At 75.5% G+C, this 26,908-nt stretch carries 26 protein-coding genes; 10 read left to right on the forward strand and 16 right to left on the reverse strand.

Annotated elements, in window-relative coordinates; translation table 11 throughout:
- From LV78_RS00345 to LV78_RS00375, 6 genes are all read right to left on the reverse strand, one after another.
- Positions 1-1,023 carry a radical SAM protein gene (locus LV78_RS00345; RefSeq protein WP_253842492.1) on the reverse strand — a complete coding sequence of 341 codons (1,023 nt, stop codon included), beginning with the start codon at positions 1,021-1,023 and terminating at the stop codon, positions 1-3.
- The gene (locus tag LV78_RS00350; RefSeq protein ID WP_253842493.1) at positions 1,023-2,012 is read right to left on the reverse strand and encodes an NAD-dependent epimerase/dehydratase family protein; all 990 of its coding nucleotides are present in this window, start codon (positions 2,010-2,012) and stop codon (positions 1,023-1,025) included. The genes LV78_RS00345 and LV78_RS00350 overlap by 1 nt, the downstream gene beginning before the upstream one ends.
- A 355-nt stretch (positions 2,013-2,367) precedes the next feature.
- Positions 2,368-3,066 carry a class I SAM-dependent methyltransferase gene (locus LV78_RS00355; RefSeq protein ID WP_253842494.1) on the reverse strand — a complete coding sequence of 233 codons (699 nt, stop codon included), beginning with the start codon at positions 3,064-3,066 and terminating at the stop codon, positions 2,368-2,370.
- Between the two features lie 112 nt (positions 3,067-3,178).
- The gene (locus LV78_RS00360; protein ID WP_253842495.1) at positions 3,179-4,270 is read right to left on the reverse strand and encodes a hypothetical protein; all 1,092 of its coding nucleotides are present in this window, start codon (positions 4,268-4,270) and stop codon (positions 3,179-3,181) included.
- Between the two features lie 103 nt (positions 4,271-4,373).
- A complete protein-coding gene (locus LV78_RS00365; RefSeq protein WP_301305610.1) occupies positions 4,374-7,412 on the reverse strand; it encodes a hypothetical protein in 3,039 nt (1,012 codons plus the stop codon).
- Between the two features lie 76 nt (positions 7,413-7,488).
- The gene (locus LV78_RS00375; RefSeq protein WP_253842496.1) at positions 7,489-9,225 is read right to left on the reverse strand and encodes a WXG100-like domain-containing protein; all 1,737 of its coding nucleotides are present in this window, start codon (positions 9,223-9,225) and stop codon (positions 7,489-7,491) included.
- A gap of 249 nt (positions 9,226-9,474) precedes the next feature.
- On the opposite strand from LV78_RS00375, the gene LV78_RS00380 reads away from it, so the two are divergent.
- Together LV78_RS00380 and LV78_RS00385 are read left to right on the forward strand one after the other, a co-directional pair.
- Entirely contained in the window at positions 9,475-10,635 is a 1,161-nt protein-coding gene (locus tag LV78_RS00380) for a sensor histidine kinase (protein WP_253842497.1), read from the forward strand.
- A complete protein-coding gene (locus LV78_RS00385; RefSeq protein ID WP_253842498.1) occupies positions 10,632-11,303 on the forward strand; it encodes a response regulator in 672 nt (223 codons plus the stop codon). The genes LV78_RS00380 and LV78_RS00385 overlap by 4 nt, the downstream gene beginning before the upstream one ends.
- Before the next feature lie 45 nt (positions 11,304-11,348).
- Here the strand turns inward: LV78_RS00385 and LV78_RS00390 are convergent, their stop codons facing one another.
- Positions 11,349-14,375, reverse strand: coding sequence for a YML083C domain-containing protein (locus tag LV78_RS00390; RefSeq protein WP_253842499.1), 3,027 nt, complete (start codon positions 14,373-14,375; stop codon positions 11,349-11,351).
- 184 nt (positions 14,376-14,559) lie between these two features.
- Between LV78_RS00390 and LV78_RS00395 the strand changes: the two genes are divergently transcribed.
- Positions 14,560-14,904 (forward strand): hypothetical protein, encoded by a 345-nt coding sequence (locus tag LV78_RS00395; RefSeq protein WP_015801629.1) that lies wholly within the window; start codon positions 14,560-14,562, stop codon positions 14,902-14,904.
- A gap of 56 nt (positions 14,905-14,960) precedes the next feature.
- On the opposite strand, the gene LV78_RS00400 is transcribed toward LV78_RS00395, so the two are convergent.
- Positions 14,961-15,593, reverse strand: coding sequence for a hypothetical protein (locus LV78_RS00400; protein ID WP_015801628.1), 633 nt, complete (start codon positions 15,591-15,593; stop codon positions 14,961-14,963).
- A 1,199-nt stretch (positions 15,594-16,792) separates the two neighbouring features.
- Here LV78_RS00400 and LV78_RS00405 point away from each other — a divergent pair.
- The 7 genes from LV78_RS00405 (at position 16,793) to LV78_RS00435 (ending at position 22,430) form a co-directional block, all read left to right on the forward strand.
- Entirely contained in the window at positions 16,793-17,260 is a 468-nt protein-coding gene (locus LV78_RS00405) for an STAS domain-containing protein (protein ID WP_015801627.1), read from the forward strand.
- A 94-nt stretch (positions 17,261-17,354) separates the two neighbouring features.
- Positions 17,355-18,074 (forward strand): GAF and ANTAR domain-containing protein, encoded by a 720-nt coding sequence (locus tag LV78_RS00410; RefSeq protein ID WP_253842500.1) that lies wholly within the window; start codon positions 17,355-17,357, stop codon positions 18,072-18,074.
- 26 nt (positions 18,075-18,100) lie between these two features.
- Positions 18,101-18,850 (forward strand): GAF and ANTAR domain-containing protein, encoded by a 750-nt coding sequence (locus tag LV78_RS00415; RefSeq protein ID WP_253842501.1) that lies wholly within the window; start codon positions 18,101-18,103, stop codon positions 18,848-18,850.
- A gap of 41 nt (positions 18,851-18,891) precedes the next feature.
- Complete coding sequence (locus tag LV78_RS00420; protein ID WP_253842502.1) at positions 18,892-19,674, forward strand: GAF and ANTAR domain-containing protein; 783 nt, start codon at positions 18,892-18,894, stop codon at positions 19,672-19,674.
- Positions 19,675-20,277: 603 nt separating this feature from the next.
- On the forward strand, positions 20,278-21,441 hold the full coding sequence (locus tag LV78_RS00425; protein WP_015801623.1) for a glycosyltransferase: 1,164 nt from the start codon (positions 20,278-20,280) through the stop codon (positions 21,439-21,441).
- A 192-nt stretch (positions 21,442-21,633) separates the two neighbouring features.
- Positions 21,634-21,948 carry a hypothetical protein gene (locus LV78_RS00430; protein WP_253842503.1) on the forward strand — a complete coding sequence of 105 codons (315 nt, stop codon included), beginning with the start codon at positions 21,634-21,636 and terminating at the stop codon, positions 21,946-21,948.
- Positions 21,912-22,430 (forward strand): cytochrome P450 family protein, encoded by a 519-nt coding sequence (locus LV78_RS00435; RefSeq protein ID WP_253842504.1) that lies wholly within the window; start codon positions 21,912-21,914, stop codon positions 22,428-22,430. Before LV78_RS00430 ends, LV78_RS00435 begins: the two co-directional genes overlap by 37 nt.
- Before the next feature lie 255 nt (positions 22,431-22,685).
- Here the strand turns inward: LV78_RS00435 and LV78_RS00440 are convergent, their stop codons facing one another.
- Genes LV78_RS00440 through LV78_RS00475 form a run of 8 tightly spaced genes read right to left on the reverse strand, consistent with a single transcriptional unit; the run spans position 22,686 to position 26,463 of the window.
- The gene (locus LV78_RS00440; RefSeq protein ID WP_253842505.1) at positions 22,686-23,348 is read right to left on the reverse strand and encodes a DUF5994 family protein; all 663 of its coding nucleotides are present in this window, start codon (positions 23,346-23,348) and stop codon (positions 22,686-22,688) included.
- Positions 23,345-23,635: an RGCVC family protein gene (locus tag LV78_RS00445; RefSeq protein ID WP_015801621.1), complete on the reverse strand. Its 291-nt coding sequence runs from the start codon at positions 23,633-23,635 to the stop codon at positions 23,345-23,347. The genes LV78_RS00440 and LV78_RS00445 overlap by 4 nt, the downstream gene beginning before the upstream one ends.
- The gene (locus LV78_RS00450; protein WP_253842506.1) at positions 23,625-24,227 is read right to left on the reverse strand and encodes an Asp23/Gls24 family envelope stress response protein; all 603 of its coding nucleotides are present in this window, start codon (positions 24,225-24,227) and stop codon (positions 23,625-23,627) included. The genes LV78_RS00445 and LV78_RS00450 overlap by 11 nt, the downstream gene beginning before the upstream one ends.
- Positions 24,224-24,769 carry a DUF6286 domain-containing protein gene (locus LV78_RS00455; protein ID WP_015801619.1) on the reverse strand — a complete coding sequence of 182 codons (546 nt, stop codon included), beginning with the start codon at positions 24,767-24,769 and terminating at the stop codon, positions 24,224-24,226. Before LV78_RS00455 ends, LV78_RS00450 begins: the two co-directional genes overlap by 4 nt.
- Positions 24,766-25,179 (reverse strand): Asp23/Gls24 family envelope stress response protein, encoded by a 414-nt coding sequence (locus LV78_RS00460; RefSeq protein ID WP_253842507.1) that lies wholly within the window; start codon positions 25,177-25,179, stop codon positions 24,766-24,768. Before LV78_RS00460 ends, LV78_RS00455 begins: the two co-directional genes overlap by 4 nt.
- A 5-nt stretch (positions 25,180-25,184) precedes the next feature.
- Complete coding sequence (locus LV78_RS00465; RefSeq protein WP_015801617.1) at positions 25,185-25,361, reverse strand: hypothetical protein; 177 nt, start codon at positions 25,359-25,361, stop codon at positions 25,185-25,187.
- On the reverse strand, positions 25,358-25,966 hold the full coding sequence (locus tag LV78_RS00470) for a hypothetical protein (RefSeq protein ID WP_253842508.1): 609 nt from the start codon (positions 25,964-25,966) through the stop codon (positions 25,358-25,360). The genes LV78_RS00465 and LV78_RS00470 overlap by 4 nt, the downstream gene beginning before the upstream one ends.
- Positions 25,963-26,463, reverse strand: a complete 501-nt coding sequence (locus LV78_RS00475; RefSeq protein WP_015801615.1) for an Asp23/Gls24 family envelope stress response protein — start codon at positions 26,461-26,463, stop codon at positions 25,963-25,965. Before LV78_RS00475 ends, LV78_RS00470 begins: the two co-directional genes overlap by 4 nt.
- Positions 26,464-26,908: the final 445 nt, after the last annotated feature.

A 26,908-nucleotide genomic window follows, 5' to 3' on the forward strand; every position in this document is an offset into this window, starting at 1 on the left:
TCAGCGCACCTCGTAGCCTTCGAAGATCTGCCGGTCCAGCAACGAGGTCAGCGCGATCGGCTCGCTGGTGGACCGGTCGGCCGCCGCGAAGTCCCAGAAGATCTCCCGCAGCCGCTCGTCGGTGAACTCCTCCTGCTCGCGCGCCAGCTGCTCCTGCCCGCGCGCCCAGATGTCCGCGACGGGCGCGTCCTTGGTGTTGCCCAGCGGGTGCGAGCTGTAGAGCCTGCTCATCGTCACGTCGCCGGTCGCGGAGATCGCGATGCTGCTGTCCTTGACCAGGTAGGGGAACATCACGACGTCCTGGTGCGGCGGGATCTCCTGTCCCGGCACCAGGTAGGGCGCGTTGAGGTTCAGGTCGAACTCGGTGGCGGGCACCCGGTCGCGGAACTCGGCGACCTCGGCGTGCAGCCGCATGGTCTCGTCCTCGGTCAGCAGCAGGCGGTTGCGGCCTCCCCTGCCGTGCGCGCGCACCAGGATCAGGTCCTGGCGGCGGAAACCGGTGCGGCGCAGGTGGGCGGTGAGCTGGAGGACGTTGTGCAGGTTGGTCTTCATGACGGTGGTGAGCACCTTGAAGCTGCGCACCCGGTCCCGCAGGTACGCCGAGTTCTCGATGACGCGGTCGAACGCGTCGACCAGCCGGACCGCCTCGAACGTCTCGCGGGTGCCGTCCATGCTGACCCGGATCGAGGAGATGCCGCTGTCGACGATCCGGTCGAGCTGCTCGCGGGTCTGGTTGGCGGCGTTGGTGATCAGCGTGACGGTGGCGAAGCGCAGGCGCGGCACGACGTCCAGCAGCGACCAGAAGCCCTTGCGGATCGTGGGTTCCCCGCCGGTGAGGGTGATCTCGAAGGCGCCCATGCGGTCGAGCTCCAGCAGCACCTCGCCGAGCTGCTCGACCGAGAGCATCCGGCGGCGGATGTGCGCGGGGATCTCGCCGGTGTTGGTGCGGCAGTGCACGCAGCGCAGGTCGCACGCGTAGGTGACGTCCACGCTGGCCCGGACGGGGGCCGAGTAGCCGGGCATCAGGTCAGCTCCTTGACCGGTCGCCGGTCCCTGGCGGCGGGGACGTCCGCGCTCGCGGTGGGGACGTCGGCGAGCCTGGCCGCCCACCAGTCGTAGGTGCGGCGGACGCCCTCGCGCATCCCGGTCACCGCGAGGGGCAGGCCGAGCAGGCCGTCCTGGACGGTGGTGTCCGCGCGGAACTCGTCGATCTCGTCGCGCCTGCCCGGCTGGAACTCCAGCTCGAGGCCGGGGCGGACCTCCCGCAGCAGCTCGGCGACCTCCAGCACCGACCGGGAGCGGCCGGAACCGAGGTTGACCGTGGGCACGGGCGGCGCGTGGAGCAGCCCGGCGAGCTTGTGGACCGTGTCGCCGACGTAGGAGAAGTCGCGGCGCTGCCTGCCGGTGCCCTCGATCGTCAGGGTGCGGCCGAGGACGGCCCGCAGGCACAGGGCGGGCACGAGCGCGTCGGCGCGCTCGCCGGGGCCGTAGACGTTGAAGAACCGCACGACCGTGACGCGGGAGCCCCGGCGCTGCTGGTGGTTGCGGGCGATCATCTCCAGCGCGACCTTCGAGGAGGCGTACGGGGAGCGCGGGGCGAGCGGCGCGGCCTCGGTGTTGGGCAGCGCCAACGAGTTGCCGTGCACCTCGCAGGTGCTGCCGATCAGCACGCGCGGCACCCCGGCCCGCTCGCACAGCCGGAGCAGGTGCCTGCCCGAGTCGACGTTGTCCAGGTAGTCGAGCGGGCGCTCGAACGACTCGGGCACGCTCTTGTGCGAGGCCAGGTGGTAGACGGCGGTGATCCCGTCCAGGTCGGCGCGGTCCAGGTCCAGCACGGCCTTGACCAGCAGCTCGCCGGTGGGCGGTTGGAGCGGGGCGACGCGCAGGTCGTCCACGGGGACGACGGCGCAGCCGCGCGCGGTCAGCTCGGCGGCGAGGTGCGCGCCGATGAAGCCCGCGCCGCCGGTGATCAGGACCCGTTCGGTTCGTGCAGCGGTTCGTGGAAAGGCCATGGCAGAGCGAACCCCCAACAAGGACGTGCGTGTCCAACCCCGAGGTGCGCGCGGGGCCGCGTGCCGAGCGGAGGGGTGCGGTGGGGAGCGGATCGGTCCGGGAAAGCGGGTGGGACCCCTGTGCCGCGATTGCGCGAGCCGCGCGCCGGAGGTCCACGTTAACCCGGAAAACCCGACAGCGAGAAGAACCTCACAACAACCTCACCCAGAAGGGAACTCCTGGGCCGAGGGAATTTCAGGGGGTGTCGGAAAATGTCCGCGCACTGGTCACCGGCTGTGCCCGTGGTCCACGGAAAGATTAATCCGGACGAAGGGCGGAGTGGTGTGGAACCGGATCACGTCGCCTCTGCGTGACTCACTCGTCCCGGCGCCACACCAGCGCGTGCGCGAAGCCCCGGTCCACGAAGGTCGCGCCGGGGAAGATCGAGCCGTAGCGGCGCTCGAACTCGGGGCGTGACAGGTAGCGGTCGGTCAGCAGGTGCGCCAGCCACGGGCCGCCGGTGCGGAAGCGGAGCAGCCAGGCCGCGTCGCGCCAGCCGTGCGCGCGCACGTCGCCGGGCAGCGACAGCAGCGCGCCGATCCGGTAGACGTGCGCGGGCGGGGTGGGGCGGTCGGCGACGTTGTCCACCAGCACCGCGCTCCCACCCGGTCGGACCAGCGACTTCAGCTTCCGCAGGGCGTCGTCCAGGTCGGGGACGTGGTGCAGGGTGGTGGAGCTGAACACGAGGTCGAACCCCTCGGGGCCGCCGTCCACGTCGGCCAGGTCCGCGACCTCGTAGCGCACCCTCGGGTGCGGCCTGCGGGCCCTGGCCAGCTCGACCAGCGGCGCGCTCAGGTCGACGCCGAGCACCTCGTCGTAGTGCTCGGCGAGTTCGAGGCAGCGGCGGCCGGAGCCACACCCGGCGTCCAGCGCGCGCCCGCCCGGCGCGACGCCCGCTTCCGCGACCCACGCCCAGACCGGGTGATCCTCGAAGCCGCAGAACCGCTCGTATTCCAGGGCGAATGAATCGAAGGATTGTGGGTCGGCGCCATTCCCCGCGCTGTGGACGACCACGCTACCGCCTTTCCGGACCGCGCTTCCAGAGAGCGCGGCCACCCTATTGGCGGTACCGGTCAAGTGCAAAGCCCGCAGCCGCCAACGCTTCGAGGATCAGCCTGTCCGGTGATCATTCCGTCATGCCCCGGTTCGGGTCGGCGGGGTCGGGGCCGGTGCGGGACAGCGCTTCGCGCACCCGTTCCAGCAGGCCGTCCCGCTCGTGCGGGCCGAGCGCGACGGCGGCGGCCCACAGCGCCTCGCACGCCGCGCCCAGCGGGTCCGGGTCGGCGAGCGCGAGCACGGCGGGGAACGCCGCCTCGTGGCGCAGCCGGTTGTCAGGTCCCCCGAAAGGGCACTCGACGGTCGTGGTCGGCACGGCCGGATCGGCGTAGAGTCGGTCCCAGGCCCGCCTCTGATCGCCGTCGAACGGCGCTGGCAGTGCCATGCCCCGCTCCGCAGCCGCCAACGCTTCGGCGATCCAGGGCACGGCCGTCAGCCCGGCCACCGCGCACGCCTGCCTCGCGGCCCAGCGCGCCACCGCCCGCTGCTCCCCCGTCGTCCGCTCGGCGAGCGCGTCCAGGAGTGGTCGGTTCAGCCTTGCCAGCGCCATGGCCGGGCCGCGCAGCTCCCGGAGCCGCTCGCCGGGCAGCTCACCGCCCCACTCGCGCGCTTCCCACCCGCTCGGCCGCTGATCGCGGGCGCGCTGGTGCTTGCGGGCGGAGTAGGCGGCGCGCTGGCGCAGCACGCGGTCGGGTTCGGGTGGCGCGGGCCAGAGGTCGAGCAGGTAGCGGTCCACCGGCTGCTCGTGCGCGAGCACGGTGTCCCGCTCGGCTCCGGCGTCGACGCCGGTCGCGCAGTAGCGCACCCGGTAGTCGGTCTCGGGCAGGTGCAGCTCGGGCGACCGGCCGCCGCCGGGCGTGGCCAGGCGCACCACCGGTCCGGTCGGGCGGAACGAGACCTCCACGGCCTCCTCCCACTCCGCGCCCAGGGGTGGTGGGCCGTCGTGCAGGCGCGCCTCGAAGTCGACCTGCCCGGTGCGCAGGCCGGTCACCAGGACCAGGCGTCCTGCGGCTCCCGCTCCGCACAGGCCGTTGGACTGCCCGTCGAACGACTCGGGCGCGGCCGGGTCGTCGACCGGTGGTCCACCGGTCGACCCGCTCAGGACGTGGACCCGCGAGCGGGCCACCCACACCCGTCCGCTCATCAGCACCAGCGCGCTCATGGCGTGACGCTAACCGCGCGCACCGACAGATCCGGGCGCGTTCCGGCCGGTGGGAGGACGGGTGTGACCCGGCCCTCCCACCGGTGCCCGGTGCTGCCCCGGATCAGGCCTGCTTCGGGTGGATCTGGACCTCCTTGCCGGTGGTCACGTCGATCGCGAAGACCCGCTCGACCCTGGGGTTGGACTGGAGGGTCGGGAACTCGGTCATGCTGACCGGGTCGCCCTCGGCGCGGTTCGGGCCGACCAGGACGAACACGTCGCCGTTGGCGCTGCGCGCCGGGCTGGCCGCGACGTCGCCGGACAGCTTGCCCGAGGTGGACGCGGGCTGCTGGCCGGTCGCGGACGCGCCCGTGTCGGAGAGGTTCGTGAACGCCTTGACCTCGTCCGAGCCCTCGGTGCGGTTGTCCAGGCCGGTCATCAGCTCGGCCATGTCCATCAGCGAGTGCCGCTGGCCATCGGCGTCGATGGTGCTGTCGGCCCAGTAGAAGGAGCCCTCGCCCTTGGTGTCCATGATGTCGCGGATGCGCTCGGTCCAGCGCTCGGCCTCGTCGGCCGGGAGGTCGCGCAGGTCCAGGAACGGCTCGCCGTCCACCGAGGTGATCGGGAAGCCGTCCTTCTCGCCGTCCCGCTCGCCGACCAGGTCGTCGGACTCGTCGCCCTTGTCGCCGATGAGGCCGTCGGGGCGGTCGTCGCCCTTGCCGTCGCGGTCCTCGCCGTCGTGGTCGCCGCGACCCTCGTGGTCGCCCTTGCCGTGTTCGCCTCGGCCTTCGTGGTCGTCCTTGCCGCCGTGCTCACCACGACCGTCGTGCTCGCCTCGGCCACCGTGGTCGCCCTTGCCGGGCTCGCCGCGACCGTCGTGCTCGCCCTTGCCACCGGGCTCGCCGCGACCGTCGTTGCCGCAGTGGCGACCCCGGTCCTCGTCGGAGCCGGAACCAGAGCCGGAGCCCGCGCCGTCGCCGGAACCAGCGCCCGCGCCGGAACCAGCGCCCGTGCCGGAGCCGGAACCCGAGCCGGAACCGGCGGACGAGCCGTCCGTGTCACCTGCGGGGACGCCCGGCGTGCCGAACAGGTCCTTCGGGACCTCGGGGATCGGCGGGATGGTCGGCATGGTCGGGGTGGTCGCGCCGGAACCGGTGGTGGTGCCGTTGCCGGAGCCACCGCTCGAACCCGAGCCGGAGCCGGAACCGAGACCGCCGCCAAGGCCGCCTGCGCCGGAACCGCTGCCGGAACCAGAGCCGGAGCCGGAACCGCTGCCGCCGGTGGAGTCGCCGCCCTTGATCGGGTCGACGCTGGTGTCGCCTGCGGAGATGCCGCCGGTGGACGGGATGCCGGGCGTGCCGAACAGGTCCTTGGGGACCTCGGGGATCGGCGGGATGGTGGGCATGGTCGGGGTCGACGGGGTGGAACCGCCGCTGCCACCGGGCGAGCCGATGTTCGCGGTGTCCTCGATCTGGTAGTCACCGGGCTTCGGCATCGACGGCGACGAACCACCCGTCGAACCGGAACCACCCGACGAGCCGGAACCGCCGGTCGAACCGGAACCGCCGGTGGAGCCGCTGCCACCCGTGGAACCGCTGCCGCCCGCGGTGCTGTCGGAGCCGCCCGCGCCCGCGCTGCCGCCGGGGGAGAACAGGTCCTTCGGGACCTCCGGGATCGGCGGGATGTTCGGCATGGTGGGCGTCGACGGGGTCGAGCCGCCGCTGCCACCGGGCGAGCCGATGTTCGCGGTGTCCTCGATCTGGTAGTCACCGGGCTTCGGCATCGACGGAGACGAACCACCCGTCGAACCGGAACCACCCGACGAGCCGGAGCCACCCGTGGAGCCGGAGCCGGACGTGCCGCCGGTCGAACCGGAACCGCCTGCGCCCGAGCCTTCGCCGCCTGCGCCCGCACCGCCGCCAGGGGAGAACAGGTCCTTCGGGACCTCCGGGATCGGCGGGATGTTCGGCATCGGCTGCTGCTGCTGGCCGGAGCCGGACTCGGAGCCGCTGCCGGAACCACTGCCGGAGGGGCCACCGGAGCCACCGGGCGAGCCGATGTCCGCCGTGTCCTCGATCTGGTAGTCACCGGGCTTCGGGATCGACGGCGACGAACCACCGCTGCCCGAACCGGAACCGCCGGTCGAACCGCTGCCGCCCGTCGAACCGGCGCCAGCACCCGCGCCACCGGCGCCCTCGCCGCCCGCGCCTGCGCCCGCGCCGCCCTGGGAGAACAGGTCCTTCGGGACCTCGGGGATCGGCGGCACCTCGGGCATCGGCTGCTGCTGCTGGCCGGTGGTCTCGCTGCCCGAACCGGAACCAGAGCCAGAACCAGAGCCGGAACCCGCGCCCGCCCCGGAACCAGAGCCCGAGCCGGCGCCGGTACCGGCGCCTGCACCAGTCCCAGCACCCGCGCCAGCGCCAGCACCGGCGGTCGCCCCGGCGTCGCCGCCGCCCGGCGTGCCGATGTCGGCGGTGTCCTCGATCTGGTAGTCACCGGGCTTCGGCGCGCCGTTGGCGGTCTGGGCGCCACCGGTTCCACCGGTCCCCGCGCCACCCGCTCCACCGGCGCCCGACCCCTCGGCGCCACCCGCGCCGCCGGGGACCTCGGGCTGGTTCACCGCAGGACCGCCCGCGCCGCCCGTGCCCGCGCCACCCGTGGCGCCGGGGTCGCCGTTGACCGAACCGGGGTCGCTGACCTGCGCGCCCGCGCCCTGGCCGGTCGCGCCGCCCGTCCCACCGGCGCCGTCCGCACCGGCGGGAGCCTGGGCGTCGGTCTCGGTGCTGATGCCCGCGAACTCCTGGTTGTTGGTCTCGTCGGTCTGGGCGTGGTCCTTGGCCGTGGCCTGGATGCCGCCCGCGACCTTGTCCATCGTCATGGAGATCTTGTCGAGGTGCATCCCGCCCTTGGTGGAGGAGACGTTGAACCGCTCCACCGCCTCGGCGCCGACCTGCCCGAAGGCGTTGCCCGACAAGGAGGCGCCGGTGATGCTCGCGGCGATCTCCTTGTAGCTGCTGCCGAGGTCCTCGGCCTGCTTGCGCAGGGTCTCCATGTCGGACTGGTTCATGGAGAACCCGGAGCCCGCGTCACCGGTGCCCGCCACCGGGGCCGGGCGTCGGGACATCACGTGCATCTTCTGCATCTGCTGTTCGGTCGTGGACATCGCTGTGCTGCCTCCGCGGGGCGCAGGGAGAGGGTGGGGACGGGGTGAGGTGGTCGGCGCCTGGCCGGGTCAGCTCCTAGCCGTTCTCCACCTGCCGCTGCTCACGGCTCCACGACTGGACGGGGCGCAGCGGCTCGACCGGCTGGGCCGGGACCGACATGTGCGCGGGCTGCAGGGGCTGAACGGGCTGCTGGTAGGCCGGAGTGCCCTGCTGCATCGGCTGGAGCTGCTGCACGGGCTGCTGGTACGCCGGGGTCCCCTGCTGCATGGGCTGGAGCGGGTGGTGCGCCGGAGTGCCCTGGTGCATCGGCTGCAACGGCTGCTGGTAGGCCGGGGTTCCCTGCTGCATGGGCTGGAGCGGGTGGTGCGCCGGGGTGCCCTGCTGCATCGGCTGGAGCTGCTGGTAGGCCGGGGTCCCCTGCTGCATCGGCTGGAGCGGGTGGAGCGCGGGGGTGCCCTGCTGCCGCTCGACCGCGTGCATCTGCACGTGCTCGGCGCGCTGCATGGGCTCCAGCTGGTGCATCCGCTCGGCGGCCATCCTGGGCTCCAGCGCGTGCATCCGCTCGGCCGCCATCTTCGGCTCCAGCTGGTGCGCCCGCTCGACAGCCATCTTGGGCTCCAGCGCGTGCATCCGCTCAGCCGCCATCTTCGGCTCCAGCGCGTGCATCCGCTCACCGGCCTGCATGGGCTCCAGGAGCGTGCCCTGCCGCAGCTCGCCCCGCTCCATCGGGCGGAGCAGGCCCTGCTTGGGCTGCAGGGCGGCCTCGTCCTCGGCGAACCGCGCGCGGGGCGCGTTCATCGCGGACGGGGTGGTGGTGCCCTCCGCCGTCATGCCGCGCGGGGCGTTCGGCAGGGTGGGGGTGGTCGTCTCGCCCTCGACCATGCGGCCTCGCGGGGCGTTCGGCAGGGTCGGGCTGGTGGTCTCGCCCTCGACCGTCATGCCGCGCGGGGCGTTCGCCATGGACGCGGTGGTCGTGCCCTCCTGCTCGTTCGGCAGGCGCGCCGCGTTCTTGGGGGTGGCGGTGGCGGTGCCGTTGTCGGAGACGTCGTCGTACCGCTCCCACTCCTTGCTGACCTGGTCGGACAGCTCGTCGAGCTTGCCCATCCGCTCGGCCTGGCGGCCCATGGCCTCCTTGAGCTGGTCCATGCGGCCGGAGATGTCCTGGCCGACCTGGGTGGCCGCGCTGACCACCGAGGCCAGGAAGATCGGGATGGAGGCGCCGAAGGTCAGCGGGGCCATCACGTAGGCGGCGACCGCAGCGGGCGCGAGCGAGTCGGAGAACCGGCTGACCTGGTCGATGACGCCCGCGCGCATCCCCTCGACCATCTTGCCGGTGGCCTCGACGACCACGCCCTTCTGCGCGACCGCGTTCGCCATCGAGTCCAGCTCGCCGCCGAACTTGTCCATGCTGCCCTGGAAGGCCTCCATGGACTCGCCGGTCCAGCCCTGCGGGTTGCCCAGCTGCTCGCGCTGGGTGTTGGACAGCTCGCGCATCCGCTCGGACGCGGTGCGGTAGGCGTCGGCGGTGGCCTGGACGCTGCCCTTGTCGGTCTCCAGCTGGTCGATCGGCTCGCGCAGGAACGCCACGTAGTCCATCGTCCACCCGGCGACCTGGGCCAGGCTCGCGAACGGGTCGGCGGGGGCGGCGACGTTGCCCGCGGGGGTGAAGGCGTCCGGCTCGGCGGCGGCGTCCTTCCCGATGGACTCGATCTGCGGGTTGACATCAGCCCCGTTAGCCGCGCCGCTGACCTTCTTCGCCAGCACCGTGGCGGTGGCGGCGGTGGCGGTGAGTTGTGCGGTGGCTTCTGCCATGAGCAGGACCTTCCTCGGGGCATCTCGTCCGGCGCCGGGGTGGGGCAGGGGACCGGCACTTCGGTATGGGTGTTCACCGCACAGTAGAGGGACGCCGCCAACGCGCCGCCAACGCGGCTCCAACGATCACGAGCGGCGGTCGGTTCGCGGGCGGGTTCGGGGAACGGCCGGTGACGGGCGGGTTTCGGGCGGGCGGACGGCGGCGTTCGGGCTTCCGGCGGTCGGTTCGCGAGCCCTTGCGATCGCCCGGTGCCCCCCTCCCCCGCCGCTGGACGGCTGCGCGCGCTCCGCGACCGGGCGCCCGGCGCGCCTGCGGTGGACGCGGCGCTCGCGGTCGCGCTGGCCGTGCTGGCGTTCGTGCCGACGCTGTCCGCGATCGGCCCGGAGATCGGTGACCTGCCCGTCGTGGCCCGGGACCCGCTCGGGGTGGCGCTGGCGCTGGGGCAGTGCCTGCCGCTGGTGGTGCGCCGGACGTGGCCCGCGCTGTGCCTCGCGGTGGTCGGTGTCGCTTTCGGACTGCACCAGGTGCTGGGGTACCCGACGACGTTCGGCGGGGTCGGCCTGTACCTGGCGCTGGTCGCGGCGGGCGCGCACCTGGAGCGGCGGCGGGGGCTGGTGGCGGGGGTCGCGGTGGCCGGGTACGCGGTGCTGGCCGTGGTGCTGGCCGCGTCCGGGTCGCCGCAGCGGGCGCACGACTTCGTGGCCTACCTGGCGGTGCTGGCGGTGTGCTGGTCGGGTGGGGCGTGGTTGCGGGGTCGGCGGGCCGAGGAGGCGGAGCGGCGCGAGTCGACCGCGCGGGCGGCGGCGGCCGAGGAGCGGGCGCGGATCGCGCGGGAGCTGCACGACGTGGTGACGCACCACGTGACGGCGGTGGTCGTGCAGGCGGACGCGGCCGGGGTGGTGCTGCCCGCGGCGCCGGAGCGGGTCGCGGAGGCGCTGGAGGTGATCGCGGGGACCGGGCGGCGGGCGTTGGCCGATCTGCGGCACCTGCTGGGGGTGCTGGAGGCGACCGGAGGTGGGGTGGACCGGGTGCGGGACCTGGTCGAACGGGCTCGGCGGGCCGGGCAGCGGGTGGAGCTGACCGAGGGTGGGGGCGGGGTGGACGGGGTGTCCGCCGACGTGGAGCTGGTCGCGTACCGGGTGGTGCAGGAGTCGTTGACCAACGCGGTCAAGCACGCTCCGGGGCAGCTCACCCGCGTTGCGCTGCGCCGGGTGGGCGGGGTGGTGGAGGTGGTCGTGACCACCTCGGGCGCGGTGGTCACGGTGGCGTCGCCGGACGGGCGGGGCCTGGCCGGGTTGCGGCGGCGGGCCGAGGAGCTGGGCGGCGAGGTGGTCGCGGGCGCGGGGGACGAGGGGTTCACCGTGCGCGCGGTGCTGCCGGTGGGGACGGGTTCGAGGAGGACGGCGTGAGCGCTCCGATCAGGGTGCTGGTGTGCGAGGACCAGGCGCTGGTGCGCGCGGGGTACGTGACGATCTTCGGCGCGCAACCGGACCTGGAGGTCGTCGGCGAGGCCGAGGACGGCGAGGAGGCGGTGGCGCAGGCGGCGAGGTTGCGGCCGGACGTGGTGGTCATGGACGTGCGGATGCCCAGGTTGGACGGCATCGCCGCGACCAGGGCGCTGGCCGGACCGGGGGCCGAGGCGCCCGCGAAGGTGCTGGTGGTGACCACGTTCAACGTCGACCACTACGTGTACGAGGCGCTGCGGGCGGGCGCGAGCGGCTTCCTGCTGAAGGACTCGCCGCCCGCGCGGCTGCTGGAGGGGGTGCGGACGGTGGCGCGCGGCGAGGCGCTGCTGGACCCCTCGGTGACCAGGGAGCTGATCCGGCGGTACGCGACCAGGGTCAGGCCACGCGAGGAACCGGCGCACGAGGCGCTGGCCGCGCTGTCGCCGAGGGAGCTGGAGGTGCTGCGCCTGGTCGCGGACGGGCGGTCGAACTCGGAGATCGCGGCGGAGCTGGTGCTGAGCCCGGAGACGGTGAAGACGTACGTGTCCCGGCTGCTGGGCAAGCTGGACTTGCGCGACCGGGTGCAGGCCGTGGTGCTGGCGCACCGGACGGGGCTCGTCGGCGGCGCGTGACGGGGGCGCGTGACGGGGGCGGGCGGTCGTGCCCGCCCCGTCCGGCTACGCGCCGGGGCCACCGCCGAACAGGTCACGGCCCGAGAAACCGGGATCGGGGTCGTCGGGGCGCTCCTCGCTGGAACCGCGCGGATCACCACCGGGCACCGGATCAGCGGGAGTCGGGCCGGTGGGAGTCGGGCTGGCGGGAATCGGACTGGCTGGGATGTGGCGGACGGTGGCCGGGCCGGCTGGGATGTCGTGGTCGGGGGTTGGGCCAGCGGGAGTTGGGCCTGCGGGGGCTGGACCTGCGGGAGTTGGGCTGGCAGGGTTCGGCCTGACCGGGATCGAACCAGCGGGAATCGAACCGGCGGGGAGCGAGCCGGGAGGAACCGGACCGGCTGGCGCGGGACCGGCAGGCGTCGAGCCACTGGCGACTGGGCCGGCAGGCGTCGGACCGCCGAACATCGCGCCGCCAGGCGGCGGACCAGCGGGCACCGGGCCGCCAGGCACGCCGGAGACTCGCGAGCCGGGGTTGAGCGCTCCGGGGAAGGACGCTCCGGGCACTCGCGCACCGGGGCTCAGCGTTCCGGGACCGGGCGCGCCTGACACCCTTGCACCAGGGTTGAGCGTTCCAGGACCCGGCACGCCGGACACCCTTGCACCAGGGTTGAGCGTTCCCCGGTTCGGTCCGCCGGGGCCGGGGTTCGGCACGGCGGGCGAGAACGTGCCGCTGTTCGGCACACCACCACCGGGCGCCCCGGCTCCGGTCATCCAGGTGCCGGACAACCCGCTGCCCGCCGCACCGGCGCCGGGCATCCCGGTTCCGGGCAGTCCGCCACCGGGGCCGCCGCCTGGACCGCCGAAGCCCGTGCCGGGCGCGGGGTTGCCTGCCCCGCCATGAGCAGGCGCGGCGCTGGCCGCCGCAGCAGCCGCAGCCGCTGCCGCCTCCAGGGCGGCCCAGCGCGGGCCGAGCAGGCGCTCGACCGGCGTCGTCCCCGGCTCGCCGTCGCCCACCGCCAGGACGCGGCGCGCCCGGCGCAGCGCGCCGACCGCCCGCGCGGGTGGCACGGCGCGGTCCAGCAGGAGCCAGCCGAGGGAGTCCGGCCCGGCGCCCGCCAGCAGGCGCGCGCCCGACTCCGCCGTGACGCTGATCAGCGGCGTGACCAGGAACAGCGTGCGCCACGCCTCCCCGACCGCGCCATCCGGCATCTCCGGGGACGACTCGCCCGCGATCAGGTCGGCCACCGCCTGGAGGTTGCGCCGCACCGCCCGCGCCTCATGGCCGAGGAACTCGCGGTGCAGCTCCAGGGCGGCCAGGAGCAGCGCGTCGCGCGCGGCCGTCCACTCCGGGTCCGTCCACGGCTCGGCGCGCTCCCGCCCGGCGAACAGCTCGGCCGCGACCGGCAGCAGCTCCTCCACGCGCGCCAGTTCCGCCGTGCGCTCGCTGATCACCCACTCGTGGTCGGCCTGGGCGAGCACGGCCGCGCGCACCGCCTGCTCCGCCGCGTCGAGCCCCGGCGTGCGGGGCGGTGGCGGCGGGGCCTGGGGCGGCGGGGTGGCGTGCAGGCGCTTCAGCTCGGCCTCGGCCAGCTTCACCCGGTCGGACAGCCACGTGTCGCGCCACGACCACAGGTGCTGGTCGCTGTCCTGCTTGGCGACGCGCTTCCACAGGGCGGGCCGGAGCTTGCGGTGCTCCCGGTGCTCGCCCTTGCGGCGCTCCAGCTCCTCGTTCCAGCCCCAGACCTGGTGCTCGATCGCGGTGAACTGCCGGGCGGCCTCCTGCTCCAGCTCCGCGTGCGCGTCGACGGCGGCCCGCTCGACCGCGGCCAGCCGGTCGCGGTGGGCGCGCACCTCGGCCAGGCGCGCGATGGCGGCCGTGAGCCCCGCGCGGGCGCGGTCCAGCTCCTCGCGCAGCACGGGTTCGCGGTCGACGGCACGGCTGGCGGCGGCGCGCCTGGCGTGCAGGTCGTCCACGAGCAGGCGGGCAGCGCGGAACGCGGCAACGGCATCCGACCACGGGCGTCGAGGACCATTGTCCTCCCAGGTCTTCAGCAAGTCCAGGAGGCCGGCGCCGCCGGTCCAGAGCTCTTCGTCGAACCGCTCGCGGTCGGCGCGGTCGACGAGGGTGAGCGCGAGCGGCCAGTCGTGCCCGGTGGCCCCGTCCGCAGCGGCGGGCGCCGGTCGCACGGCCGCCCCCGCGGCACGCGCGGTGGTCTCGTCGGCGCTGACCGCGAGCACCCCTCCCCCGGCCAGCTCCGGTCGCCAGGCGCTGACCTCGCGGGCCCGGTCGGCGGTGAGCCAGCGGAACCGCAGCCCGCTGAACGCCTCGCGCGGGTGCCCCAGCTCGGCGAGGTCGCGGGCCCGGCGCACGAGCACGCCGACCACCAGCTCGTGGACCGCGTCGGCGTCGGCCGGACCGGGCTCGGGCGGCTCGCCAGCCAGGTGGTCGCGCAGCGCGGGCGCGGTGGGCTCGGCGGCGTCCAGCTCGGCGAGGAACGGGCTGGTCGGCTCGGGCAGCCAGGCCGCGCCGGTCCCGCGCGGCACGGCGGTGCTGGTGACGCCGATCTCGGCGTCGGCCGGGGAGAACCCGGTGGCGCGCACGGCGGCGTCCTCGCAGGCGGCCAGCTCGGTGTGCCCGAGCCTGCCGAGGGCGGTGGCGCGGAACTCGGCGGCGAACCGCTCCTGCGCCTGGGCGAACCCGGTGAGCCGCCCGAGCACGGCCGCGCCGTTCAGCCCGACCTCGCCGGTGGCCCAGGCGGCGGCCGACAGGGCGGCGGACCCGAGCAGCGCGCGCCCGCTGTCGTCGACGGCGAACCGGGCGAGCGCCCCGTCCCCGTCCGCGTCGGGCGTGGGCGCGCCGAACGCCCCGGCGAGCACGGCGAGCGCCTTGCCGCGCGGGTGGATGCCGACGTGCACGACGTGCCGCCACTCGGTCCCACTGGGCAGCTCCCGCCGGGCGAGGGGGTGCTCGGTGTCCCACGGCAGCGGCTCACCGGCCCTGACCCGCTCGACCTCGCCCAGTTCCGGCTGGTCGAACAGCTCGACCGCACGCCAGAACCCCAAAGCCCGCACCGAGACCGCCTCTCCCACAACCTGCTCCCCGCTCACCGTCGCACCGCGCTCGATCATCACACAGGTGCCGGGGAAAGGGGTGTCGGCGCGCTCCCCGGCCTCGGGGGCCCGGCCGGTGCCCGCGATCAGGACGCGGTGGGGGCGCGGCTACTGTCTGCGCCTGCGGTGCGACGCACCACAACGCTGCGGAGGCGATGCCCGGATGATCCCGCTGCTGTTCCTGAACGCCGTCACGGCGGTGGTCGGCGTCGTGTTCGCGGCGGTGGCGGCGGTGCACCCGGCGTCGCTGAGCTACAGCCAGTCGCCGGATCGCGGGGAGCGCTTCTACGCGTTGCTGCACGCCGCGAAGGCGATCCCGCTGGGCTTGCTGGCGGCGAGCCTGCCGCTGGCGCTGCCGGGGCAGGCGACGATGTTCTGCCTGCTGGCGGCGGCGCTGTCGCAGGCGGTGGACGCGGCGATCGGCTGGTCTCGGGGGTCGTGGGGGATGACGGCGGTGGGGGCGGCGTCCGCGGTGGTGCACGGCGTGACCGCGGCGGCGGTGGCCTGACCTGGTGAGGGGCGCCGTCCCGCGCCGGGAGCCGCCTGGTCACGGCGCCCGCCTGGCTACGGCGCCCGCCACAGCGTGACCCGCAGGCCGACCGTGGGGCTGAACGGCCGGTCCGGCCCGAACCCGGTGACCTCCAGCAGCGCCACCGCGCCCTCGCCGGTCAGCGCGCACAGCCGCGTGCCGACCTCGACCGGGGTGCCCGGCCCGGTCGGCTGGTGCCGGGCCATCGGGGCGGCGGCCGCGGCGGCGCGGCACTGCTCGGGGGTGGTGGCCTCGCCCGCGAAGCCGACGGCGGCCCGCTCGTCGGTGATCGAGGTGCTGAACCTGCCCCTGGAGTCGTAGCTGAACTCGGCGGCGTCCTCCACATCAGGGGGCGCGGGGGACCCCGCCGAGCGCACCGAGCGCTCGTCGAGGTCCACGAACGCCTGGACGCCCAGCGCGCCCTCGGGCAGCGTGAGGACGGCGTCCCGGTACACCTCCGCAGGTCCTGGGGGAGCGGTGGTCGTGGCGGATGCGCCGGACGTGCCGGTCGGGCTCGGCGCGCTCGTCCCGGCGGGCGCGCCGCTGCTCGGTCCCTCCTCGGCGGGCGAGCGCGGCAGCAGCCACGCGGCCAGCGCCACCACGAGCCCGACGACGGCGAGCGCGGCACTGGCCACCCCCGCCACCGCGCCGCTCTTCTGCCAGTCCACGGCACCCTCCCCCAGGGCCTTCGTCCTCGGGCCCTCCGCCTGCCATTGTGCCGGGCGAAGGCCCCGCAGCACCCCGGTTTTCCCGTTCCCGGCGGCGGGGTCGAGGCGCGGGACGGGGTGGTGCGGCGCGGGGCGCCCCGCGCCGCGGCGGGCGCGCGTGGTGCGAGTCGCTCGGGTGGTGCGGGTGGTGCGCGCACGAGCGGCGCGCCGTGGTCCCGCCGAGCGGAACCCCTTGCCTGGCTCGGGAGTCCGCCACGAGCGGCTGCGCGGCGAGGGACTCCGCGTGGAGCGCCACGGGAGGCGGTGCACGATCCGGTGGTCCAGCCAGCCGGACGGCGGCGTCGCCCCACCGGCCGCCGACGACGTCGCGCGAGGTGGGACCTGCTCCGCCGGTGGTCGACGCGCGGGTCCCCCGGAGGATCGGCAGGTCCCGCGCTCGGGGGCGGACGAGCAGCCGAGGCGGACGCCCGGCGGCCCCGGTGCGGCGCGGTGGGCACGGCCTGCGACGCCGCCTCCCGCCAGGGGGAGGGCTCCCGCCGCCGCGACGCGGCGATCCCGGACAGCCTCGGCACGAGGGCTTCGGCGAGCAGCGGCGGGCACAGCAGGCAGAGCGAGCAGAGCGGGCACAGCAGGCAGCGGCGGGCAAGGTGGGAAAACGAGGAGCGGCAGGGGGATCCGCAGGCGCCCGGCGTCGTGGGCGGAGAGGGCGTTGAACGCCGTACGCGGCGCGTGGTGGCCGTGCCGCCGCTCCGGCGGCCCGGCGGCCCTCGCCTCCGGAGGGGCAGCCGCTCGGCGGGAGGTCTGGGCGAAGGGCGCGGCGGCAGGTGGACGTCAGGGGCAGGTGGACGCCAGGGGCGCGGGGTCACGCGCCGCTTCGGGGGAGGGCGGCGCGATCAGCGCACCGGGCGGGAGCGGCGGGGAGTCCGCTGGGACCGGGGCGCCGGGCCGCGCACGGGCGCCGCGCCGCGAGACCGCGAAACGGCGGGGCCGGGCGGCCGTCCGCTCGTGCGTACGGGTGAGCCGGGCCGCGCAACCGGACGCGGGACCTGCGGGTGGGATAGCGTGCCGAAGTCCCCCGCCGGAGCGCCCAGAACCCGCTCTCACGTCGGAGCAAACCCTTGTGAGCAGGCGAGTTCCTCCGGTGTTCGCGCCCCTGCGCGACCGGTTGGGCGACGCCTGCCGGAGCAGGAGTCGGCACCATGGCGACACCGGGCGAGAACGGGTACTGCTGCCTCCACCGAGGCGCCCACCACGATTTCCGCAGCGGCCCCGGCCACGATCTGCCCCACCACGCGCGTCCGCGGGCCGAAGCGGGTCCCCGCGCCGCCTCGGGCACGGTGACGGCGGCCCTGCGGCACCACGGGCGGACCCCCGTGCTGCACGTGGCGGGCGAGATCGACCAGCTGAGCGCGCCCGTGCTGCGCGGCGCGCTCGACCTGGCGCTGAAGCACCGGCCGCCGGTGCTGGTGGTGGACCTCGGCGAGGTCCGGCTGCTGGCCGTCGCGGGCCTGGCCGCGCTGACCGCCGCCTACCTGCGGGCGGGCGGGCGGACGCGCCTGCTGGTCGTGGCGGGCCACCGCGCCGTGCTGCGACCGCTGCGGATCGCCGCGCTCGACCGGCTGGTCGAGGTGCGCCACTGCCTGGGCGAGGCCCTGGGGACGCTGTGACCTGGCCACCGGCCGCGCCCCCCACCGCGCGCGGCCCGCTCGGGCGAAGGCCTAGGCTGACCTGGTTGCCCACGAGGGCTGGCTCGGAGGACTGATGGCGGAGAACCGGCGACGGCGGCTGCAGGCACTGCTGGCCGCCGACCTCGCCGAGCGCCCCGAATCGGTCGTCAAGCTGGCCTGCGAGCGCTGCGTGCTGGAGCTGGGCGTGTCCGGGGCGGGAGCCACGGTCCTGAGCGCCGCGCCCGGTCACGGGCTGCCCAGCCGGGGCCTGGTGTGCGCGACGAACGAGGTGAGCTCGGGTCTGGAGGACCTGCAGCTCGTCGTCGGCGAGGGCCCGTGCCTGGACGCCTTCGCCTCCGGCGGGCCGGTCCTGATCTCGGACCTGTCCGCCGAGATGGAGCGCTGGCCCGCGTTCACCCCCGCGGCGCGCGGGCTGGGCGCCGCCGCGGTGTTCTCGTTCCCGCTCCAGATCGGCGTGGCCAGGGTGGGGTCGCTGGACCTCTACCGCGACACGCCCGGCCCGCTCACCAGGACGGAGCTGACGGACGCGCTGATCCTGAGCGACCTGGCGACGCTGGGCGTCGTGGCGGAGCTGGACGGGCACAGCACGGCCGACCTGAGCTGGTTGGCGGATCCCCACATCCAGGTGCACCAGGCGACCGGCATGGTGCAGGCGCAGCTGGACTCCACGACCGATGTCGCGCTGCTGCGCCTGCGCGGGTACGCCTTCACCCACGACGTGCCACTGGCCGAGGTGGCCCGGCGGGTAGTGGCGCGCGAGCTGCGCTTCACCGCCGACGAGGGCGGGCACTGATGCGACATGAGGGAAAGGCCGAGCCGATGAGCAGTGCCCGTGACCAACAGCTGGCTGACACCTTCGTGTCACTGGCCGACACGCTGGTCGCCGACTTCGACGTGCTCGACTTCCTCGGCATGTTGACCGAACGGGCGGTGGACCTGCTCGGCGTGGACGCGGCCGGGGTCATCCTGTCCGACCAGCGCGGCGGGTGGCGGCCCGCCGCCGGGTCGTCCGAGCACGCCGCGCTCGTGGAGGTGTTCGCCGCGCAGACCCTGCAGGGACCGTGCCTGGACTGCGTGCGCAGCGGGACCCCGGTGTCCAGCGCCGACCTGGCGGGCGAGCACGAGCGGTGGCCGGAGTTCGGGCCCGCCGCGGTGAGCGCGGGGTTCCGGGCGGCGTGCGCGCTGCCGATGCGGCTGCGCGACGAGGTGATCGGCGCGCTGACCCTGCTCAACACCGCCCCGGTGGCGATCGGCGGGGCGACCATCGCGCTGGGGCAGGCGCTCGCCGACGTGGCCACCATCGGTATCCTCCAACAGCGCACGGCCCGGCAGTACGACCTGGTGTCGGAACAACTGCAGGCCACGCTGCACCACCGCACCGTCGTCGAGCAGGCCAAGGGCGTCCTGGCCGAAGTCGGTGGTCTGGACATGCACGAGGCGTTCCTGGCACTGCGGCGCTACGCCCGCGCGCACCACCTGAGGCTGTCGGAGGTGGCGCGAGGCGTTGCGGCGGGCGAGTTGGCAGCGAACGGCCTGCTGTCCGAGCGAAGTGACTCGCCCCGGCCGTGACCCCGCGGGGGCACCCATCCCGGCAACCGGAGGGCCCCGACATGGTGATCACCCCGCAGGAAAGCGCCCCGCAGGAGCGCGCCGAAGCAGCGAGCGACCGGGAAGTGCGGGTGGCGCGCGCGTTCGTGCGCCTGGCCGACACGCTCGTCGCGGACTTCGACGTCGCCGAGTTCCTCCACATGCTCACCGAGCAGTGCGTCGAACTGCTCGACTCGACGGCCGCAGGCGTGGTGCTGGTCGACCGGTGGTCGGTGCCGCACGTGACCGCGAGCTCGTCGCAGGAGGCAGAGCTGCTGGAGCTGTTCGCCGTGCAGGCCGACGACGGCCCCTGCATCGACTGCGTCCGCTCCCAGACCCCCGTCTCCTGCCCCGACCTGCGCGAGGCCACCACCCGCTGGCCCCGCTTCACCGCGGCAGCCCACGAATGCGGCTTCCGCTCCGCCCACGCCCTGCCCCTGCGCCTGCGCGAACACGCCGTAGGCGCAATCACCCTGCTCAACACCCAACCCGGCGACCTGAGCCAGGACGTGCTCCAACTCGGCCAGGCCCTCGCCGACGTCGCCACCATCGGCATCCTGCAACAACGCGCCATCGAGCACGCCGACCAGCTCAGCGGACAACTCCAGACGGCGCTCGGCAGCAGGATCGTGATCGAGCAGGCCAAGGGAATACTGGCGGTCTGGGGCGAGATCCCGCTCGACGTGGCGTTCAGCAGGCTGCGCGGCTACGCGCGCGCGCACCACCACCGCCTCACCGACCTGGCCCACGCCGTCACCACCGGCGTGGCCGACAGGGCTGCGATCCTCGCCCACCGGGCGCGCTGACCGCACCGGGCCGCGTGCCCGCGGGTGATCGCGCCGCCCTCGTCCAGGCGTGGGCGGCGCGCGCCCGAGCGGCCGGGGCGGGTTCCCGGCGCGGAGGGCGGACGAGCCCGCGCGGTGCGGCGGGGACACCGGCGGTGGGCGCCTGAGCGCGGGGTTGGGCCGAACAGGCGCCGTTCCTGTACAGCCCACCGGGCGGCTGCTAGAACAGGACCGGGGTTCCCCGTCGTGATCCGGAGCGGATCGGCCGGGCGCCCCCGGCGACACCGCTGTCCCCGACCCCGACAGCCGAATCCCAGCAGGCATCGGCGTGGATCGGGGTTTTTTCTTGCTCCTGCATCGCCCAGCGGCGGCACGCTCCCTACCGGCCCCGGTGTTCCGCAGATCCGGCGGAGCGCCTTCGGACGCGGTCCACCCCGCGCGGCTCGTGCGCGGGGTGGCCGCTGCCGGGCTGGCGGGCGGGCGCCGCACCGCGCCGACCGCCTCCGGGGCGCGTCGCCACCCGGCACCGCAGGCGCAGCCCGGTCCCCCGCGCCCGAACGCCCGGCGCGCGGGCCACTCGGCGTGCCCGCCTCCGGTGCTCTCGGCACAACCCCAGGAGCACACATGAAGATCGCCATGGTGGCGCTGCACACAGGGCCGCCCGCGGAGCTCGACGAGGCGGCGAGCAGGCGGGTGGCGCACGTGGCCGAACTGTCCTCCTCGCTGACCGCGCTGGGACACGAGATCACCGTCTACACCGGCGGCAGATCGATCGGCGCGGCCGTGTCCACGCGCACGCCGGAGGGGTACCAGGTGGTCCACCTGCCCTCGGGCGCGCGCGGCGGGAAGGCCGGACGCCTGAAGGGCGCGGGCGACTTCCTGCACGGCCGGTGGCGGGCCGCGCCACCCGATCTCGTCCACGCCCACCAGTGGCCGTCGGGGCTGGTCGCGCTGCACGCGGCCGTCCCGCTCGACCTGCCCGTCGTGCAGAACTTCCACTCGCAGTCGAGCGACCACCTCTCCGACCACGTGGCCGCCCAGCGGGTGATCGGCCACGAGGCGACCCGGATCGTGGCCACCAGCGCCTCCGAGGTCGCGCGCCTGATCAAGGCGGGCGTGCGGCGGACGAAGATCACCGTCGTGCCGTACGGGGTGGACCTGTCCCGGTTCGGCCCCAGGGGGCCCAGGGAGGGGCGGGACCTGCCGCACCGGATCCTCGCGGTCGGCGTGGGGCGTCCCGCCGACGGGGTGGGCGATCTGGTCGTCGCGCTGCGGGGCGTCCCGAACACCGAGCTGGTCGTGGTGGGGGACCCCGCCGTCTCCGCCGCGTCGTCGTCGTGGGCGCAGCGGCTGGTGAACCACGCGCGGGTGCACGGCGTCGTGAACCGGGTGCGGCTGGTGGGGTGCGTGCCGCGCGCGGCGATGGCCAGCCTGCTGCGCTCGGCCGACGTCGTGGTGTGCGCCGCCCGCAGCGAGCCGTCCGGGATCGTGGCGCTGGAGGCGATGGCGTGCGGGGTGGCCGTGGTCGCCACGTCGGTCGGGGTGCTGCCGGAGGTCGTGCTTGACCGGGTGACCGGGGTGCTGGTGCCGCCGCGCTCCCCCGCCGCGCTGGCGAGGGCGCTGCGGGAACTGCTGGGCAACAAGGTCAGGCTCAACTCGTACGGGGTCGCGGGCTACGACCGGGTTCTGGCCCGCTACAGCACGGAGCTGCTCGCGGACGAGGTGACCAGGCTCTACCAGCGGGCGGTCGCGGCGAGCTCCGGGCGGGACGTGGGGGCGCGCGCCTGAGCGGTCCTCAGCGGACTCGGGCCCGCCGGGCAGGGCGGTCCCGCGGCGGGTCCGGGCAGGCCGGGGCAGGGCCGGTCGGTCCGGACCCGTGGGGGGTGGCGGGGCGGAGCCGGGGAGGGGTCGGCTCGGCCCCGCCGCTGCGGGGGTGGCGGGCGGGCTCGGCGGAGCGGCGCGCGCAGTGAGGAGCCGGTGGTGACCACCGTCGAACCCAGGCCCTACCCGTTCAGCCAACCCGAGCGGCTGGACTCGGAACCACTGTTCTCGGCGTTGCGCGCCGAGCCGAGGCTGCGCCCGGTGCCGTCGCCGCCGGGCAACATCCTCGGCATGGCCCCACCGGACCACACCAGGCTGCGCAGGCTGGTGGCCAAGGCGTTCACGGTCCGCCGCGTCGAGCGGCTGCGCCCCCGCGCGCAGGAGATCGCCGACGGCCTGGTGGCGGCGATGCGCGCGGGGGAGCGCCCGCCGACCTGGTGGAGGACTTCGCGCTGCCGCTGCCGATCACCGTGATCTGCGAGCTGCCGGGCGTGCCCTACGAGGACCGGGTGGACTTCCGGGTGTGGTCGGACGCGTTCCTGTCCACGACGGAGTTCACCGCCGACGAGGACCGCGAGCACACCGGCGAGATGGCCGCGTACATGGCGGACCTGATCGCGAGCCGGCGGCGCGAGCCCACCGGGGACCTGCTCGGCGCGCTCGTGGTGGCGCGAGACAGCGAGGACCGGTTGGCTGTGCGGGCTGCCGGGTCTGCGCTTGGCGGAGGAGCCGATCACCTGGAAGACCGGCATGTCCACCAGGGGGCCTGCCCGCCTGCCGGTGACCTGGGACGGGCTGACGGGCAGACGGCGCCCGGCCAGTGCCGCGGACCGGGCAGCGGTCGTGCGGGCGCAGGCGCGCGCGGCGGGCCGTGGACGGCGCCTGCGCCGGGGCGGTGGCCGTTGCCGCAGTACGCGGTCAGCGAGCGGCGGGGCGGCGTCGGCGGCTCGTGTTGACGCGGACTCGTCTGCGCCACAGCGGTCCCCGGACCACCGGGCCACCGGACGGCGTCGCGGGCGCGCCCTCCGGCGAGGGCTGCCGCTCCGGCGGGCCCTCCCGGCGCGGCTCAGCCTGCTCGACATCCGGGCTCTGCGGCCCCCGTGAGGCCGGCAGGCCCCACGTGGCCCGCCCGTCCGCGTCAGACAGGGCTGGGCCGTCCGGCGCGGGCGGGTGGTGCGGCGGAGCCTGCGCGGGCGAGGAGGCCGGGCGCGTCATGACGTGGCCCCGGCGCCCGTGGGCCGCGCTGTCCGCTTCTCCGGCGGCGGCGACACCCCCGGCCGCGACACCCGCCCCCGCGCCACCTTCTCCCGCACCGACGGCCGCACTCCCCCGGCACCGCCCTCCGCCTCCCACCGCTCCTCCGGCCCGGACTCCACCGGACCGCCCCCGGCCAGTCCCCCCTCCGGCGCGGCGTGCCCCACCCCTCGCACCCGAACGCCGTTCCGCACCATCAACTCCTCCACCGGATCGGACCCGTCCGACCCGGTCACAGCGCGCAGCGCCGCCCCCGCGGCGCCACCCGGCGTGTCGGGCGGGATCACCAGCAGGACCGTGCGGGCGCGATCCGGACCCAGCACGGTCACCTCCCAGGGCCGCGTCGTGCGGAACCCCTCCAGGCGCACCACCACGCCGGCCACAGTGATCTTGTGCTCGGCCCTGCCCCACGCGCCCAGGTGGTAGACCACCCGCAGCACCGGCCTGCCAAACCCGGTCACGGCGGCGATCAGCGCGGGGAACTCGACCGCCGGGTCGGCGGACCTCGGCCACCAGGCCCCGTCGGCAGCGGACCGGGCCGAGTCGCGCGGCCTCACGGCCAGCCTGCGACCGGGGTCCGCGTCAGCGCCGGCCAGGGGAGCGCGCTCGGTCGCGCTCATCCCGACGTCCCCGTCCCCGCCCCGGACGGCCTTCCCCCGTGGCGCGCGCCGATCCGCACGGGCGCGGCCACTCCCACGTCACCCGCCCAGCCCGCGCACAGGCACCGCCGGTCCAACCCGCCTGCCTCGGTCGCGGCGCAGAACCTCAGGGCGATCTCGTCGTGCGCGCCCACCGGGTGGTCGCACGTGGGGCAGCGCGCCTCGTCCGCGCCCTCCGCCGGGGGCGGCGGAACCCCGGTCCCGGACGTCCGCTGGACGGGTCTGAGCGTGCTGCTTTCAGCGTTCACGTGCCTGCTCCGATGAGGTCGGGGGCGCCGTTCGGGCGCCCGGATTGCCGGTGAGGCGGAACTCGACGGTCGTGGGCAGCCGGTCGAGGTCGAGCGCCCTGCGCAGCCGGGGCAGTCCCCCGGTGGCGAGCGCGCGGCGGATCGCGCCGGGCTCGCCGTCCCGGTCGGTGCTGATCACCAGCTCCAACCTCGGGGCGTTCCCGGCCCCGGTGAGGACGCCGCGCGCCTCGCGCACACCGGGATAGGCCCCGGCCTCGGCGAGGAGCGGGGCGAGCGCGGTGCTCGCGGCCAGCTCGGTCCGCCCCGAGCCGTCGGTGTCGAACCGCCACAGGCTGCTCCTGGGCGCGCGGGCGACCTGGGCGACGAGCCAGCGGACGGCGAGCAGCCCGAGCGCGGTCCCGGCGACCGCGATGACGTTCCAGACCCACGGGGGCGGCAGGGCATCACCGGGGACCAGGGGCGCGTCGGGCGCGAGGACGTCCAGCACGGCGAACCGGGTGGCCAGGGCGAACCCGCCCGCCGCGAGCAGCAGCAGACCGGTCACGGCCAGCACGGCGCGGTTGAGCCGGGCGGGCCGGTCGTGGCCGGTCACCGCGCCCTCCCGGCCTTGAGCCGGACGGTCACGGTCGGCCGGTCCAGCGGACCGACGCGGTCGAGCCGCTCCGCGACGGCCACGCGCACGGCGTCGGCCAGGCCTGTGGTGCCGGTGCGGTCGGTGGTGGCGGTCGCGGTGGCCGCGCGGCGGGTGAGGGCGAGCTTGGCGGTGGTCACGCCGTCGACCGACGACGCGGTCGCGCGCAGGACGTTCCGCAGGCTCCGCCGGGTCACCCCGGACTCCAGCGCGTGGTCCGAGTCCGGGTCGTCGTCGCGCAGCGGCAGCACGGTGGGCGCGCCGGGGAGCAGCGCGCACAGCAGCAGGACCGCGCCGAGCACGGCGCAGACCGAGGCCGCCAGCACGACGAGCGGGTCGGTCCAGCGCGCCCCGTGCAGGGCGCCCGCGACCGCGCGCGGGTCGATCCACGGGCTGAGCCCGAAGGCCTGCCGCACGGCCACGGTGGTGACGAGCGCGCAGGCGGCGAGGACGGCCAGCGCGACGAGGACGGCGGGCGCGCTGCGCCGGGGCAGCCGCTTCACCGCACCCTCCCCTCGGGGCACGCGGCGTGGTGCAGCGCGGTGACGGTGACGTCGACCCTGGTCACGGTCAGGCCAGTCAGGTCCCGGATGCGCAGGGCCAGGTGCGCGCGCACCCGGTCCGCGGTGCGGCGCACCGGCATCGGGTAGACGACCGACAGCCGCACGTCGAGCGCGACCGCGTCGCCGGTGACGGTCGCGCCGACCCGGACGTCCGCACCGGCCTGCTCCGGGCCGACGGCGACGCCGAGCAGGCGGTACGCGGAGCCGCCGACTCCGTCGACCTCGGTGGCCGCGTGCGCGGCGATCCGCTCCACCGCGGCGTCGCCGACGGTGAGGCGACCGCGTTCGCCGGGGTCGGCGGGTGTTCCCGGCGCCGCCGGGTGGGATGGGGTGGTCGTGGTGGTGGTCACGGCGCTCAGCCCCGGTCCCGGCCGGTCAGCGCGGACACGTCGAGCTTGCCGTCGAGGACCCGGCCGACGACCAGGCCCGCCGCGCCCAGGAGCAGGACGACGATGAAGGCGCCGAACCCGCCGAACGCGGCGGCGAAGCCGAGCGCTAGACCCGCCAGCGTTCCGGTGGTGGTGGAGTTCACGGTGGGTTCCTCACTGCGGTGGTCACCGCGGTGGCCGGTGGGGTGGTGGGTGGGGTGGCCGGTGGGGTGGTGGGCACGGCGGTCGGCCTGGTGACCGGTGCGGCCACCGGCCCGGTGGCGGGTGCGGCGCCCTGGCGGGCGCCCGGCTCGACGGCCGCCACGCTCACCGCCACCACGCCGACCTCCACCAGGCCGACCTCCACGACGTTGACTTCCACGACGCCGGCCTCCGCACCACCGGCCTCCGCACCACCGGCCTCCGCACCGCCCGGCTCCCCGCGCCGCGCGGCACGCCCGGCGGCGCGGTCGGGCGCGAGGGCGAGCGGCGGCGCGACGTCGCCGATCCACACGTGCAGCGGCACCCGGTCGGGGCCGAGCACGGCGTGCACCGCGGAGCGGACCGCCGCGTCGACCTCGGCGGTGGTGGCCGGGTAGCGCACGACCACGCCGACGACCAGCTCGTCCGGCCGGACGCGCACCCCCACCACCCTCCGCCCTGGCAGGAGGGTGGCGATCTCGCCGTAGCGCCCGGCGTGGGGACCCGCCACCTGCGGCAGGCTGCTCACGGCCACCGCGACGGCGGTGGCCTCGACGTCGGGCGTCACCGCACGCGACCCGGTTCCGGGGTCCTGTCGCCCTCGTCCTCGCCGGGGATGTGCACGTCGGTGACGGCGATGTTGACCTCGACGACCTCGAGTCCGGTCATCTGCTCCACCGCGCCGATCACGTTGCGGCGCACCGACCGGGAGAGGTCCACTATGGACACCCCGTACTCGACCAGGACGTGCAGGTCGATCGCGGCCTGCCGCTCGCCGACCTCGACCGAGACGCCCTGTCCCGCCGAGGCCGTCGCGCCGGGGATGCGCTCGCGCAGCGAGCTGAAGGCCCGTGCCGCGCCGCCGCCGAGCGCGTATACGCCGGACACCTCGCGCGTCGCGAGCCCGGCGATCTTCTGGACCACGGTGTCGGCCACGGTGGTCGTCCCCTTGGTCTGGGCGGACGTGGCGAGGTCGCGGTCGGCGGCCTCGGTGGCGATGTTCTGGGTGGGCGCGCCCGCGTTCTGGATGGACGACTTGGGCGCGGCGGTGACGGGGGTTGTCACGGTGGTCTCCTCGACCTGGCATCGGGTGCGGGGCGCGTTCGCGCCCCGTTGTCCTTGGTTCGGCCGGTCCGGCGGTGTCCGCTCTCGACCGGGCTCTCGACCGGGCTCTCGCGCGGGAGGTGTGCTGAGCGATGTGCTCGGAAGCGCCTTCCCCGGAGTTCGGCGGGTGTCGCCGGGATCAGGGGCGGCTGCTGCGCTCACCGGATGCCCTGGGGCACGAGCGCCAAACCCCCCTGGCGGACTTGGCGCTCGCAGAGGGGTGACATCGCCGCCGAGTGGGCATCCGGGCGTCATGGAACCCGTTCCGCACTCAGGGCAGCAGTTGAGGCAGGACCAGGAACGAAGGGTTTCGCGCGCGTTCGTGCGCCTGGCCGACACGCTCGTCGCGGACTTCGACGTCGCCGAGTTCCTCCACATGCTCACCGAGCAGTGCGTCGAACTGCTC

Origin of the sequence: Actinosynnema pretiosum (assembly GCF_024171695.1) — a bacterium.
Lineage (GTDB): Bacteria > Actinomycetota > Actinomycetes > Mycobacteriales > Pseudonocardiaceae > Actinosynnema > Actinosynnema pretiosum.

Excerpts from the sequence above, each read along its gene's own strand:
- LV78_RS00345 (WP_253842492.1), bottom strand. The coding sequence starts at position 1,023 with ATGCCCGGCTACTCGGCCCCCGTCCGGGCCAGCGTGGACGTCACCTAC.
- LV78_RS00350 (WP_253842493.1), bottom strand. The coding sequence starts at position 2,012 with ATGGCCTTTCCACGAACCGCTGCACGAACCGAACGGGTCCTGATCACC.
- LV78_RS00360 (WP_253842495.1), bottom strand. The coding sequence starts at position 4,270 with ATGAGCGCGCTGGTGCTGATGAGCGGACGGGTGTGGGTGGCCCGCTCG.
- LV78_RS00365 (WP_301305610.1), bottom strand. The coding sequence starts at position 7,412 with ATGTCCACGACCGAACAGCAGATGCAGAAGATGCACGTGATGTCCCGA.
- LV78_RS00375 (WP_253842496.1), bottom strand. The coding sequence starts at position 9,225 with ATGGCAGAAGCCACCGCACAACTCACCGCCACCGCCGCCACCGCCACG.
- LV78_RS00395 (WP_015801629.1), top strand. The coding sequence starts at position 14,560 with ATGATCCCGCTGCTGTTCCTGAACGCCGTCACGGCGGTGGTCGGCGTC.
- LV78_RS00405 (WP_015801627.1), top strand. The coding sequence starts at position 16,793 with ATGGCGACACCGGGCGAGAACGGGTACTGCTGCCTCCACCGAGGCGCC.
- LV78_RS00410 (WP_253842500.1), top strand. The coding sequence starts at position 17,355 with ATGGCGGAGAACCGGCGACGGCGGCTGCAGGCACTGCTGGCCGCCGAC.
- LV78_RS00415 (WP_253842501.1), top strand. The coding sequence starts at position 18,101 with ATGAGCAGTGCCCGTGACCAACAGCTGGCTGACACCTTCGTGTCACTG.
- LV78_RS00420 (WP_253842502.1), top strand. The coding sequence starts at position 18,892 with ATGGTGATCACCCCGCAGGAAAGCGCCCCGCAGGAGCGCGCCGAAGCA.
- LV78_RS00425 (WP_015801623.1), top strand. The coding sequence starts at position 20,278 with ATGAAGATCGCCATGGTGGCGCTGCACACAGGGCCGCCCGCGGAGCTC.
- LV78_RS00440 (WP_253842505.1), bottom strand. The coding sequence starts at position 23,348 with ATGAGCGCGACCGAGCGCGCTCCCCTGGCCGGCGCTGACGCGGACCCC.